This window comes from Niveispirillum sp. KHB5.9 (assembly GCF_048066115.1).
Taxonomy (GTDB): domain Bacteria; phylum Pseudomonadota; class Alphaproteobacteria; order Azospirillales; family Azospirillaceae; genus Niveispirillum.
The window spans coordinates 252,079-266,195 of sequence record NZ_JBLTYX010000001.1; the positions used below are offsets into that span (position 1 = coordinate 252,079).

A 14,117-nucleotide genomic window follows, 5' to 3' on the forward strand; every position below is an offset into this window, starting at 1 on the left:
GGGGCGACATGGCCGCGCAGAAGTCGGAAGTCGCCAATGGTGCCCAGTTCGTCACGCTGGGCATCGAGCGTGAGGTGTTCGCGGTGCCGGTGGCGGCCGTCGTTGAAATCCTGGCCATGCAGCCGGTCTTCCGCGTGCCGGAGATGCCGGCCTATTGCGCCGGCCTGATCGATGTGCGCGGCCGGGGCGTGCCGGTGATCGATCTGCGGATGAAGTTTGGCCTGTCGGCATCGGCAGCGACGGAGAATACACGCATCCTGGTGGTGGAAGTTCCCGTCGCCGCCCGGCGCCTCGTGCTGGGCCTGATCGCCGACCGGGTGTTCGAGGTGGCGCCGCTGGGCAAACCGGACGCTCCACCCGATATCGGCGTCACCTGGCGGTCGGATTACATCAGCGGCGTGGGCCGCCGGGGGGATGGCTTCGTCATCATCCTGGACCTGGCCCGGCTGTTCTCCACCGACGATGCCACCTTGCTGGGCCAGGGCGCGCTTGCCGTGCCGGCATAGTGCTGCGGCGGTGATTTCCAGAATTATCCGAGGTGGGGCATGAGCGGGATGGCGGCGATGATGGATGCGGGCATGGAAGGCCAGGGTCGGCTGAGCGCCCGGGATTTCCGCCGTCTGGCCCGGTTCATCCAGGATTACAGCGGCATCAAGATGCCCGATGCCAAGAAGACCATGGTGGAAGGGCGGCTGCGCAAGCGGCTGGCCGCCACCGGCTGCACCGACCTGACCGCCTATTGCCGCTATCTGTTCGATGAGGGCGGGCTGGAGACGGAGACGGTGTCGCTGATCGATGTGGTCACCACCAACAAGACGGAATTCTTCCGCGAACCGGAGCATTTCCGCTATCTGGCGGACACAGCCCTGCCGGAACTGGCCGAGATGCGCCGGGCCGGGCCGCAGACGCTGATCAAATGCTGGAGTGCGGCCAGTTCCATCGGGGCCGAACCCTATACGTTGGCCATGGTGATGGCCGATGCCGGCGCGCGGCTGGGCGGCTTCCGGTCCAGTGTGCTGGCCACCGACATCTCCACCCGCGTGCTGGAAACCGCCGCCATGGCGATATATCCGGAGGAGATGATCGATCCCGTGCCTCTGGACATGCGCCAACGCCACCTGCTGCGCTCCAGGCAGCGGGAGCGTGGGCTGGTCCGCATCGCCCCGGAACTGCGCCGCCAGGTGCAGTTCGGGCGGCTGAACCTGATGGATGCCTCCTATCCGGCACCGTGCGACATGGACATCATCTTCTGCCGCAACATCCTGATCTATTTCGACAAGCCGACACAGCAGGCGGTGCTGTCGCGCCTGTGCGAGCATCTGCGGCCGGGCGGATATTTGTTCCTGGGCCATTCGGAATCGCTGGCCGGCTTCGGCCTGCCGGTGAAGGCGGTGGCCACCACCGTCTTCCGGCGCGTGTGATCCATGCCGGGCAAAATCCGCGTCCTGATCGTCGACGACAGCGCCTCCGTCCGTCAGGCGATGACGGAGATATTGGAGAGCGACCCGGCGATCGAGGTGATGGGGACGGCGTCCGATCCCTATGTCGCCGCGCGCCGCATCCAGCAGGAGGTGCCCGACGTCATCACCCTGGATGTGGAGATGCCGCGCATGGACGGCATCACCTTCTTGCGCAAGCTGATGGCCCAGCGGCCCGTGCCCGTCATCATCTGTTCCTCGCTGGCCGAAGCGGGGACGGAGACGGCCGCCCAGGCGTGGGAAGCGGGCGCGGTGGAGGTCATCCTGAAACCGCGCCTGGGCACGGTGCAGTTCCTGCAGGAATCGCGTATCCGCATCTGCGATGTGGTCAAGGCGGCGGCGCATGCCCGGCTGCGGCAGTTCACCGGCCGGCCGGTGCCGCGCGAGCCGGAGAAGAAGCTGACGGCCGATGCCATGATGCCGCCGCCGCTGGTCGGCCACAACGCCATGGCCCGCACGACGGAACCGGTCATCTGCATCGGCGCCTCCACTGGCGGCACGGAATCCCTGCGCCAGGTGTTGCAGGTCCTGCCGGCGGCGGCCCCCGCCATCGTCATCGTCCAGCATATGCCGGAGAAATTCACCGAAGCCTTCGCCCGCCGCCTGAACGGGCTGTGCGAGATGGAGGTGAAGGAGGCGGAGGATGGCGACACCGCCATGCGCGGCCGCGTGCTGATCGCGCCCGGCAACCACCATATGCTGCTTCAGCGCAGCGGTGCCCGCTATTACGTCGCCATCAAGGAAGGGCCGCTGGTGTCCCGCCACCGCCCGTCGGTCGATGTGCTGTTCCGGTCCGCCGCCAGCCATGCCGGCCCCAATGCCGTGGGCATCATCATGACCGGTATGGGCGATGATGGCGCGCGGGGATTGCTGGAGATGCGCAAGGCCGGCGCCCATACCATTGCCCAGGACGAAGCCAGTTCCGTGGTGTTCGGCATGCCGAAGGAGGCGATCGCCCTGGGTGCCGCCGACCGTGTGCTGCCGCTGGACATGCTGGCCGCGGAAATCCTGCGCGTCGGTAACCGCTGACAGATCGGGACTTACCGTCGTCGCGATGTTGGCCTTGCCGGTGGATTGCCGCCGAGGATGGATTTCGGCAGCAGCAGCTTTTCGGTGAGGCTGGACGGCCAGCTGGCCGGGTCGGCGGGGTTGATGAACGGTGCCAATTGTGCCGCTGCCTTGGACAGGGTTTGGCTGAACTCGATCCTGAGATTCACCTGTTTCCCGATCGCCGTCAGCATCGCACCCACCGACCGTTTGCCGGGGGACCAGGCCAGGTAGGGGGCGATGGCGCCGGCCTGGCCGACCACGCGCCAGAGGCTGCGTTCGATCCACACCCTGTCGTCATGGGCGGCGGCGGCCACCAGCGCGTCCCAACTGGCTCTGAACATCGGTGGGGTGGCGATGCGGACACGCCCCGCGATCCGGCCCGCCCTGACGCGCAGGGCGGTAAGGTCGGCCGATTCCGGCTGGTCCGGATCGGCAAACACCAGATCCTTGCCGGCCTGCGCCGGCCGGTCCGGGTGAAGCAGGCGCGTCATGTTGATCAGCACCTGATCGATCAACTCGCAGGGCGTATGGTCGAAATACTTCGCCACGCCTTCCGGGTCGTAGGATGTGTCGCCCGCCTTCCGGCGTTCCACCGCGTCAAGGAAAAGGTGCAGTCCGGCAATGCCCATGAGCGGGTGCTCGAATTTTCCGCTGAGCAGCATTTCCAGCAAGTCGTGACCCAGGAAGATGGTCCGGCCCTTGGTCAGGGCGATGCGCGTGACCTCCGCCGACTGGTCGCCGCGCTGATAGACAAGGGGCGAATGGGGGCGGGCCATCTGGATGGATACGGAGGACGGCCCCGTTCGTTTCTTGCCCCCAATGCCGATGAATATCCGGGTTTGCCAGTCGGGGCTGACCAGGACCGGCTGGCGGGAGACCCGGCCACCCCGCCGCATTTCCAGGATGAAGGTTTCCGCATGGCCTTCCGTGAGCCTGATGCCGTTCACCGCCCATCTTTCGTCGCCGATTATTTGGGTGGAGGGACCTGGTTGGCGCCAATATTCCGAGCGGGCCAAGGCAATCGCGCCGCGTGTGTCGCCCCATCGGAACAGCCGCATGCCGGCAAGCGGTATCCGTGGCGGGGACAATTCCAGCGGTTGCCGGGTCATGACCACGACATCGTGTCCGGCCATGGTGGCGAGAAACCCCAGCGCGTTCACCGCGCCCGGGTCCGACAGCATGGCGGCGACGGGGGCGACGGCCCGGAAGGTTTCGACCCGCAGCTCGATCTCGGTCCCTTCCTCCTGCAACTCCACCAGTTGCTCCCGCAGGCTGCCCGCCCTGTTCACCTTGACCTTGTAGAGGCCGGGTTCCATCTCCACCACAAGCCGGCCGACCCCGCGCGCGACGCGGCTCAGTGCCGCATCCATCACCAGGATTTCCGCATCCGGATTTGTCAGGACCTGGAACCGCGGCATCGTCCCCTCCCTCACTCGATCTCGGCCAGGGTCGCGGCGCTGATTTCGATCAGCCGCCGCGATCCGGTCGGCGTGGAGAGCCGGTAGAGCCCGACACCCAGGGTGAAAGTGACCCGTCCACCCGCCACGGCCGCCCCGCCCAGCGGCGGTGCCGGTGGAACGCTCAGGGATACGGGTGTTCCGTCCGGCCAGGCTTGACCGTCATCGCCCACGGCGCGGATGCTGAAGCTTGGATGGGCGGAAGTGGCGAAGAGCATGGGATCGGAAAGCGGCACGACGGCATCCGTAATGCCCGGGCCTTCCGTGCCGCCATTGCGCAGGAAGTTGGCCAGCGACTGGGAGGTTACCGCCCCGGTCTGATCGGCGGCGGCCCCCCGCAATCCCCGCAGCAGGCGCTGTGTGAACAGGCCGCGCACGTTTCCGTCAGGACCGACCGGGCCTTCATAGGCCGCCCTGCCATTGCCGGAGGCGAAGGCCATGAACATCCTGGATGGTGTTGTGGCCGCGGCGGTGTTGGGAAGGCCCGCATTCCCGATGCTGGAATATTCCAGCGCCTGGACCGCGCAGCAATCCATCCACAGCACCAGCTCGCCGAACCAGCCCTGGTTGGCGAACCAGTTGACGATCTCGGGCAATTCCACATTGGGAAGCCAAAAGGGCGGGCATGCATCCGCCATGATCAGGCTGCGCGATGTCGCCTTGGGAGCGATGCCATGGCCCGCCGCGTAGATGTAGAGCCGGTTGGTGGGGTCGGAGCCGTTATACCGCCTGTAGGCATCCGCGATGTCCATCGAGTGCGGCCGAAGCGCATCAACCTGCCATACCTCGCCCGGCCTGCCGTCCGACGTCACCAGCGTCACGTTCACGCCAGCCGCGGTCAGCCATTTCGCTACGTCCAGGGCGTCGGCGATCGCGCCGGGCAGGTGTCTGGGGGTGTTTGCGGTGCCGCCCAGCTGTGGATAGCGGCCGATGCCGATGACCAGGGCTTGGTCCACGCCTCAGCCCCCGAATATCGGTCGCCGCCCGTACGCCCGCTGGACCAGGGCGATGTCGATCGGGCTGAGCTTTGTGTTGAAGCCGACGGTGAAGCCGTCGCGCGTCCATTCCGGGGGGATCGGGTACATCATGATCGACGCCGGATCGACATCCGTACCGAAAACCTGGCCCGGATCGTAGCGGCTGAACATGTTCGCATCGATGACGTCGTCGCCCCACCCCTGGGAGGCGCGCAGGTCGGCGCGGACCCGGCCCCTGTTCCAGTCGATCGGTCGGGCGGGGTTCATATGTTCATGGAGAAGCCCCAGGGCATGGCCGAATTCATGCAGCACCACGGCCCGCGCCTCGTCCTCCGGCAGGCTGGTGGACATCCAGCCCAGGTTCATGGTCCGCTCCCGGCGATCCACCGCCTGGGCATACCGCCCCAGATGCGAGAAGCTGCCCTTGTCGGGCTCGAAACTCACGCGTATGTCGGCATCGGCGGGGTCGTGGCCGCTGTCGATCCAGAATTCGAAGCTGAAATTGGCGCCGGTTTCCCGCGGCCAGGCCTGCGCCAGTTCCGCGACGCGGTGGTGCAGGGCGCCATCCCCCTGCATGAAGGCGACACGCAGCCTCACCCCGCGACCCCAGAAGGCATTGTTCAGCAATACCGCACGTTCGGTCAGGTTCTGGGCATGGACCGGCTGGAAGCCGGGATCCGCGAGCACGGAGCAGAAACAGTTCCGGTGGTCATGCACCACCGCCGGGTCCTGGGTCATAGCAGGCCTCTCATATCATCAGCATAAATGATTGGCCCGAGGCCAATCATTTATGCGCCTCAATCGCCGGCGCCCACATCCGTGGGCTTGGGCTTGGGCTTACGCGGCACGTGCCGCGCGGCGGCAGTCGCCGCCGTACCAACGGCCAAACATTTTGGCCGTTGGTATCAAATCTGGATGCATCGATAGATGATCTTCTGCTTCACGTCGGCGGCGAAGCACAGGCTGATCGGAGCCCCCCTGCCACCATCCTTGGCGATCTGGGGGTCGAGGCTGCCCCAATATCCGGCCGGTGCCCACCCGGCCGGATTCATGTCGCCACCGGTCACAACCGCCAGATGGCCGTTGCGGCGTGGGGGCTGATAATCGGTGGAAAGGATGCCGGCCACCACCAGCTTGCCCAGCCGGGCCGCGTCGCGGGCGGCAACCCCGTCGGACAGCCTGGCCCAGCCGGACCCGTCCTGCTTCAGCCTGTCCGTGATCTGATCGGCCGTGCCGGACAGGCTTATGCCCAGCCGGTGGGCCACCTCGATCAGGAAGTAATTGCAGGCATCCTTGTATGGCCCGTTCGGTCCGTTCTGTGACCAGACGTCGGCGCAGATGCGCTGAATCCGGGCGGCATCGGGGTTGGGCGCCGCCAGCGCGTGCGTCTCCCCCGGTCCACCGGTCCGGATCATCGCCGCCTCCCCGGGATTGCTGCCATGGAAGGCGATGGACACATTGGGCGTTGGCGCGGACGGGCTGGGCGTGGGGTCGAAGGCCATGGGCGCCACGGTCGATCGGGTGTCCATCCCATAGCCGTAACCGTCCGGCGGGTTCTTCCGCCTTCCGTCCAGGAACCAGTCGGGATCGAAGTTCGATGACCGCTTCACCAGCACCAGCAGGCTGGTGAAATAGCCGAAGAAACCCACAGCCAGTCCGACGCCATAGGCGCCGAACAGGTCGGCACGTTCCTCATACAGCCGCAGGATACCGGCGCCCGCGATGACGCCCAGCAACGTGGTGAGGTCACCGAAGGTAACCTCGCCCTTGCGGTAGCGGTTCACGAAATAGACGTTCCATCCAAGGATCAGTCCGAATGCGAAGGCACCGGTGATCGGCCAGGTCAACGTGAACCCCATGTTCCCCTCCCTTACCCGCAAACGGGTCTAGCGGCGGGCCTGGATCAGTGCCCGTATCAGCCGGTGGCCGGCCATGCCCGAAAGCAGGCCGGGAAGGCTCCACAGGCCCGCGAACAAGCCGGCAGCCAGGACTGCACCGGCGGTGGTACCCGCCACCAGTGCACCACCCCAAATCCACAGCCCGATGTTCGACACCCGGCCGGAGTGCCGCCAGATGGCGATGCGGTCGGTCAGAATGAAGCCGGACACAGCCCCGACCAGAACCGCACCCCAGGAGATCGCTCCGTCCACGCTTGACGTCCAATCGGAATGGGACGGATCGATTCTATAACTTATATTCCTTTATGGTAGAAGAAAAATATATAACGCGCTTTATGATCGTGTTAGCGCTTCGTTGTGGGTTGAGTAATTTTCTTACAAAAATTAAGGAAATTTCTCCATTTACATTTAAAAGACATATGTCATATTAACCAATAATTAAATATCTCCAGTCGTTGGCGCCGACACGGCATGATTGCCGTGAGGTTGTTTGCGTGACTGAATGGACTTCGACAGATAATCGAAGTGGCATATAACCCCCATACAAGAAGACGAATGCAAGTGTCGATCCCGTACAAGGAAAGGGACGTGCCATGCCGAAAGTCAACGGGATTGATCAGAAACTTGGAAAGTTGGTATTTGTTATCCAGGCAACAAATTTAATCAGTAAAAATATAGAAACGTCCACGGCGTCATCCGATATCCATGTCCATTTCAATCACGAGTCCGGCAATAATTTTGGCTTCTTATTCTATTACGGCAATACAAGGCTCGAATTCCGCAAGGAAAAGGATGCGGGTCGGCTTCCCCCCGGGGTCGGGGGTGTCGAAGCCATCACCCTGCTGGGCGTCAGCTCGGTGACGCTTCAGGGACTGCTGTTCGGCGCCGGCGCGGCCCCGCTCACGCTGTCCGGCCTTGCCGATGTGCCGTCGCCGGGCTTGCTGACGGATGGCTTCCTGCCCTTGGCCCTGGACGGAAATGAGACGCGGCGCGCCTATGTCCGGATGCTGCAGGCCTGTGCCATGCCCTGCAGCTTCGTCCGCTTGACCCGCGTGGGGCCGGGGGGGCGGCAATGGCTCACCCTGCGGCTGGACCTGCTGGACGGGACATTGCTGGACCGGGCCGTGTTGGATGACATCATCCTGCCGGCGGATGTGCTGACCGCGGCGCGGACGGGATTTGGCGATCCCCCGGATATCGACACGCTGCGACGGGTCGGGCTGCTGCCCGCCGCCGCCGAGATGCGCGATTTCCGGCAGCGGCGGCGCAGCTATCTCAGCCTTGGCTTCAGCAGCGAGGGGGGAAGGCCGTCATTCGAATCCATCGCGGTGAACGCCTCTGCACCTGCCGTGATGGGCAGTGCCTTCGGTTTCCAGGATATCAGGATACCGGACGGGACGCAGCGCATCGCCGATGTCGCCGCCTTGCGTGATGGGTTCTGGTGGGCATCGACCCCCGACATGGTGGTCCAGGACCCTGCCAGCGCCCGGCTGACGTTGGCGCAGGCGCTGGGCCGGTTGAGGATCGATGGGGGTGGGGTGCCCATCACCCTGACGCGGCTGGAGGCATCGGGTCAACCTGTCGCCGCGCAACTACCCATCCTGGATGTGGCCGGCCTGCGGGCCGCACCGGTCCCGACGGGGCAAGGGCCCATCGGCGTGGCCGGCGCCTACCCCTATCACCATCTGGCCATGGTCCTGGACGGTTTCGGTCTGCAATGGCAGCGATGGGGCGCACTGGCGGGGGTGCACAAAGCCACGCTGGCCACACCCATCCTTGTGCTGGTCCGGGGAAAGGCCGTGCCCGACCAGCCCCAGACGGACGAGGGTGTGCGTAATCAGCCGACGACGATCACGATCGAGGGGCTGACCGACAGCCATGTCGCCGATCTGTGGAACCGCACCGTGCTGCAGGAACTGCGCCGGACGGCGAAGAACCGGCTCGGCACGATCACCCTGCTTCCCGAATTTGCCGACACGCGAGAAACGGCGGCGATGGGGCGCTGGCGCCTCACCTTCCACTATGAAGATACCGGTGTCGCGGGGGGACCGCTGGGTCGCTACCGGGTCACCGGAGCGGAACTGGCCCCGATTGATCCGACCCAGATCAATAAGGATGGATCATGGACGCTTAGCGGCACGACGCTGCGGTTTGCGGACCTGCGCACCAAGGAACAGGGCCCGGCCGGTCCGGTGAGCCTGGCCTTCGGCGGCGACGTGACCTGCACCTTGACGCCCGAACCCGATAAAGACGGCAAGAGGCTGCTGCGTTTCGAAATCCCCCAGAATGGCCCCTGGCACCTCAAGACCCCCCATGGAATAAAGACCCCCGATCGCGTGTCGGTGACAAGCCCGACGGTGGGCGTTAAGGCCAGTTCGGTTGCCATCGGCGGGCTGGATTTCAGCTTTCCGGCGGATGGTATCGATTTCAATCTGAACGTGACGATCGACGGCGACGGTCTGGCCTACAAGGTCATAGGTTCGCTGCCGGTCCGCGATGTCATGATCGGCGGCACGGACCTGATCCGGAATTTCGGCGACGAACCCCTGATCTGGGCGGGACAGCTGTCCGGTTCGGGCCAGCTTGAGGTTACCGATGCCCGCCAGGATATGGACGGGAAGCAGCAGGTGAAATTCAAGCTGATCTCCGACGGCGGCCGCCAGGGCCTGGCGGGACGGGGACGCTGCGAGGTGGTGATCATCGACCCCTCGCCGATGATGGCGGTCCAGGTCGGAACCTATACGCTGGACGGCGCCGGCGCGGCGGGCAGGGGGGAGGCCACCTGGCAGGCGGACGAAGGGGTCTGGCGGCTGACGCCGCCTGATGGGGACGGCCATTCCGAGGTGACGATCGTCCTGCCGCCGCAGGGCGTCGCCGAAGGCTGGGAAAGGGCGAAGAGCGGCCAAGAGCAGCTTCGCGACCAGGTGGCGGAGGGCAAGCCGGTGCCGGCGCGGTTCGGGCCGACGACGCAATTGATCATCGAAGGGGCCGAACATGCGCAGAACCCGGTGGCCCCGTGGAACCTGCGGCACATCATGGGGCACAGCGCGAACAGCCAGCCCGGTTCCCGGCTGCTGCGGATCGGCCGGATGGAGGTGCTGTACGGGCTGGAGGCCTGGACGGGTGAGCTGAAGGGGCTGCGTCTGGCGGAGATCGCCGGCTGGCGCGGCGAACCCCGCGAACTGCCGCCTGTGGTGGGTGAGGGGGAGAAGAACGATAAGCGCCGGCAGCTCTGGAATGCGGCGCGGATCACCTGGTCGCGCCGCCTGGCGGTTCTGGATGTGCGCGACGGCAATGACAGGACCGTCCGTCCGCGCATCAGCCCCGTCCGCTATCGGATACGGTCGAAGCAGGCCGGCGACGAGGTGAAATACGCATGGCCGCTGGCGGCCACCCCGCCCGACGATGCGTTCTGGACCCTGCCCAGGGACGGCGGCATCACCAGCGGCGTCTTCGCCGGGTTCGAGCAGCCCAGCGTGCTGCAATCCCTGAAGGGGCGCCGGGATGGAGAGGGCGAGATCGACGGGCTGCAGCTGTCGGCGCTGGGCGCCTGGACGCGGCCGACGGCATCCTTCCAGAAGGGGCTGAGCGTCATCTCCTGCGATGTGCAGATGGGCCGCGTGCAGGAGGCCCGCTTCGAGCGCAAGGGACGCATCGCCGGACTGCATCATCTGGCCAAGCACGTCATCGTCTATCGCCGCGCCTTCGTGCCCAGCCGGCAGTTCGCGCATGCCCAGGACCACCTTGTCGGCCGCCCCATCGTGCGCAAGTTCGAGGAATATATCGAGATCACCCAGCCGCTGCGGCGTTATCCGGACCGGCTCAGCGGCGGGACGCTTGACGCCGGCGCGGTTCTCGGCGCGCGGTTCCGGACCATACGCATCAATGTCAATGGTGCCTGGGCTTCCCCCCTCGCCGCCGGCGGGATAGAGGGCTATTCCCTGCCGCTCTGGAACCCGGACGACGATCAGCGCCTCTATCCCCGCCCCGCCACGGAACTGCTGGTCGCCGGCGACGCCGACCAGGGTAAGGGTGAACCATCGGCCCGGCGTGTGGAGAATCCAGATCGGCTCCGCTTCTATTCCATCACCGGTTTCAAACCGCAGGCCGTCACGGACGGTGCCTTGCTCAAGCAGCGGGACCTGGCGGAGGACGAGAAGGAATGGCCGCCGGGCAATGTGGAGGAATGGCCGCTGGTCTATGGCCAGGATCATATCGACCGCGCCGGCGACATGCCGACGAACGGCAGCACGCTGAACAAGGATGATTTCAACCGGACGGATCCGGCACCGTTGGACGCGGCGGGGCTGGAGGCCTTCACCTTGCGGCTGGAGCCCGGCCCGCTTGTCAATCTGATGCATGGCCGCGCCACCAAGCCGGTCATGGCCGACCTGCGCAGCGTGGTGATGATGCGGTCGGCGCAGCCCGCCCAGGCCACCGCCACCTCTCCGGAACTGGCCGAGATGGCGAAGGCCGCCGGCAGCGTTGCCGGACTGGACCTGTTGGCGCGCAACGCCACCGGTGCGGCCATGGGCCTGGACGAAGTCCGGGCGAAGGCCATCGCCCACCTGGACCAGTTGAAGACCATCACCTTGCCGAATGTGGACGGTGCCCAGCGCCAGTTTTGCGCCTGGGCCCACCAGCCGGCCGAACAGGTGCGCAAGCTGTCGGGTGAAATGAAACGGGTGCAGGGGCTGGGGGAACTGTGGCGAAGGGATCGGGACGGGGCGCTGGCAGTCCTGCAATCCATCCACGCCATGATCGGCATGATCCTGCCGATCGACCAGACGGTTTCCCGCATATTCACCCCTGTCTCCGGCGAGGCTGTGCAGGCGGTGGGAACCCTCTGCGGCGAATTCGAGAAGTCGGTGACGTCGCTGAAAGAGTCCGTCGAACGCGCCGTGGAGCAGACCGACAGCGCTCTTTCCCGCCTGCGGACGGGGATCGACGGGATCATCGGATCCGCCGCCGGCGTCCAGGCCCACATCGCGACCTGGGATCGGGAACTGGCGGATCGGATCCGGACCTATGATGCCAGGCTGGAGGCGCTGTCCAAGGCCCTGGACGGTTTCGCCGATGCCGGGCGGCAGCTGCGGGTGCTGGCCAGCCGTTTCAGCAACGGCACCGCCACGGCCGACCGCATCCTGGGTGACCTGGCCACCCGTGTTGAACAGGCCCGGGCCCGGCTGGCCGGCCTTCTGAAGCAGGGCGGGGCGGAGGGAAAGCGGCGGCTGGCCGCCGCCCGCAACCGGCTGGCAGCCCTCGGGCGCGACGGGTCCGATACAGTCGATGCCTGGAAGGCGGAACTGGCGGCCTGCAGGAACCATATCGACGCCACGGCCCGCGCAGTCCGGGAGGGTTGGGAGGAGGCGTACAACGATGCCGAGGCGCAATGGAAGCAGCACAAGGCGGCCCTGATCGCGGAGGTCAAGGCGGCCAGCAAGGCGCTCACCGATACCGCAGGTGAGGCCCTGCCAGGGCAGTTGCGCGACCTGGACCGTGCCCTGCGCCTGATCGACAACCTGATCATCGACCTGCGTCTGGCCGAAACCGGTGCGGACGCCATCGCCGCCTCGATCGAGGAGAAGGTGACGGCCTGCATAACCCTCACCGATAAGGTCGCGGTGACCCTGGAGCAGGTCGGTACCAGCATTTGCGCGAAACTTACCGACAACGCGGTCACCGACCTGATCGGCCATTGGGGCGGCAAGATCGATGCGTTGAAGGCGGCGGTCGTGGGAGCGACGCAGATCGATGATGTCCTGAAGCGGATCGCCGAGCAGGCGGGCACCATCAGCGCCACCATCGACCATCTGCGCAGCGGCGTGGAAGCCAGGATCGACGCGGAGCTCAAGAAGCTGCCGCGCCCGGCGTCCCAGGGCGCGGCGGAGGCTGTCGCGCTCAACCTGCTGCGGGCGGCGGGGGCGCCGCCGATCATCGAGCAGCTGGCCTTCAACCGGGAACAGGTGGCCTATTATTTCAATTCCAAGCTCAACCGCGTCATCGTCACGCCCATGACGGCGCTGGTGGACCAAGCTGGTCAGTCCCTGCGCAGCCTGGGGATCAGCCTGCCCACGCTGGGGCTGGAGGAGAGGCTGCTGAACCCGCTAGACGATGCCTTCGCCGACCTGCGGTCCAAGCTGCCCCTGAAGGATCTCGAATACAAGGCGCAGGAGATATTGAAGGATTTCGCGGGCCTGAAGGATATGCTGCCGAACCTGCAGTTCGATTCCGATATGGCCCGCGCGATCAAGATCAGCCACGACCTGGACCCGATCCGCAATATCGCCTCGCTGGAAGCGAAGCTGGAATTCGGTCCGCGGAACGAGGATCTGTTCCGCAGCGACGGCTTTGCCATCGTCGCCAACGACATGCATCTGGAAGGCGTCGTGAAGCTGGGCGGCATCGGGCCGTCCCAGCAAGGGGGCGGATCGGCCGGCGAGGAGAGCCGCAGCGTCCGGGCCACGCTCAAGTCGAACTGGGATCTCCATATAGGCGGCGTCAAGCTGCTGCGTATCCGGGACACCAGTATCCAGTATGACCAGAAGGGCGGCCTCACCTTCGATGTGGATCCCAGCAAGATCGAGTTCCCGGGCGTATTGCAGCTGCTGACCACCGCCCTGAACCAATATGGCAACAAGAGCGACGGGCCGCTGACGCGCGAGGTGATCAACGATCCCGACAGCGGATTGCCGATCGGGTTGAAATGCATGTACGACCTGCCGGCCACCAGCTTCGGTGCCGGAGCGGTCGCGGTGATGAATGCCAGCCTGGGCGTGCATGTCGAGCTGGCCCAGCGCAGCGAGTTCGAGATCCGCAGCTTCGCCTATTTCGGCCGCCGCGATCAGCCCTTCGCCATGACGGTGAGCTTCCTGGGCGGCGGCGGCTATCTGGAAGCCGAAGCCGTGCACCTGCCGGCCTCGCGCCGGACGGACATGGTGCTGCGCCTCAGCCTGGGCCTGTGCGCGGGGACCGGATTCAGCCTCGGCCCGCTGAACGGCCAGGTCACGATCTTCCTGGGGCTGGAAGCCAATTTCCATTCCGGGTCCAGCGGGTCGCAGCTGGTCATCGCCGCCGTGTTCGTCATTGCGGGATCGGTGACGGCCTGGGGCTTCGTGACCCTCTGCATCGGGGTCACGCTGCGCCTGACCTACGAGAATGACCGCGCCGTCGGCTATGGCTCGATATCCGTGACGGTTAAGGTCAGCCGTTTCTTCAAGAAATCATTCTCCCGAAACATCCGGTACATGCCGTAAG

At 65.6% G+C, this 14,117-nt stretch carries 9 protein-coding genes; 4 read left to right on the forward strand and 5 right to left on the reverse strand.

Going from position 1 to position 14,117, the window contains the following annotated elements; genetic code table 11:
• Positions 1–8: 8 nt before the first annotated feature.
• The 3 genes from ACM9HJ_RS01110 to ACM9HJ_RS01120 are packed head-to-tail and all read left to right on the forward strand — an operon-like array spanning position 9 to position 2,507.
• Positions 9–506 carry a chemotaxis protein CheW gene (locus ACM9HJ_RS01110; protein WP_416569824.1) on the forward strand — a complete coding sequence of 166 codons (498 nt, stop codon included), beginning with the start codon at positions 9–11 and terminating at the stop codon, positions 504–506.
• A 39-nt stretch (positions 507–545) separates the two neighbouring features.
• Positions 546–1,421 (forward strand): CheR family methyltransferase, encoded by an 876-nt coding sequence (locus tag ACM9HJ_RS01115; RefSeq protein WP_416569825.1) that lies wholly within the window; start codon positions 546–548, stop codon positions 1,419–1,421.
• Between the two features lie 3 nt (positions 1,422–1,424).
• The gene (locus tag ACM9HJ_RS01120; protein ID WP_416569826.1) at positions 1,425–2,507 is read left to right on the forward strand and encodes a protein-glutamate methylesterase/protein-glutamine glutaminase; all 1,083 of its coding nucleotides are present in this window, start codon (positions 1,425–1,427) and stop codon (positions 2,505–2,507) included.
• 11 nt (positions 2,508–2,518) lie between these two features.
• Here the strand turns inward: ACM9HJ_RS01120 and ACM9HJ_RS01125 are convergent, their stop codons facing one another.
• The 5 genes from ACM9HJ_RS01125 to ACM9HJ_RS01145 form a co-directional block, all read right to left on the reverse strand.
• Positions 2,519–3,946, reverse strand: a complete 1,428-nt coding sequence (locus ACM9HJ_RS01125) for a hypothetical protein (protein WP_416569827.1) — start codon at positions 3,944–3,946, stop codon at positions 2,519–2,521.
• 11 nt (positions 3,947–3,957) lie between these two features.
• Positions 3,958–4,941, reverse strand: a complete 984-nt coding sequence (locus tag ACM9HJ_RS01130) for a caspase family protein (protein ID WP_416569828.1) — start codon at positions 4,939–4,941, stop codon at positions 3,958–3,960.
• Between the two features lie 3 nt (positions 4,942–4,944).
• The gene (locus ACM9HJ_RS01135; protein WP_416569829.1) at positions 4,945–5,700 is read right to left on the reverse strand and encodes a M12 family metallopeptidase; all 756 of its coding nucleotides are present in this window, start codon (positions 5,698–5,700) and stop codon (positions 4,945–4,947) included.
• 167 nt (positions 5,701–5,867) lie between these two features.
• Entirely contained in the window at positions 5,868–6,821 is a 954-nt protein-coding gene (locus ACM9HJ_RS01140; RefSeq protein WP_416569830.1) for a hypothetical protein, read from the reverse strand.
• A gap of 27 nt (positions 6,822–6,848) precedes the next feature.
• Complete coding sequence (locus ACM9HJ_RS01145) at positions 6,849–7,112, reverse strand: hypothetical protein (RefSeq protein WP_416569831.1); 264 nt, start codon at positions 7,110–7,112, stop codon at positions 6,849–6,851.
• Positions 7,113–7,717: 605 nt separating this feature from the next.
• Between ACM9HJ_RS01145 and ACM9HJ_RS01150 the strand changes: the two genes are divergently transcribed.
• The gene (locus ACM9HJ_RS01150) at positions 7,718–14,116 is read left to right on the forward strand and encodes a hypothetical protein (RefSeq protein ID WP_416569832.1); all 6,399 of its coding nucleotides are present in this window, start codon (positions 7,718–7,720) and stop codon (positions 14,114–14,116) included.
• Position 14,117: the final 1 nt, after the last annotated feature.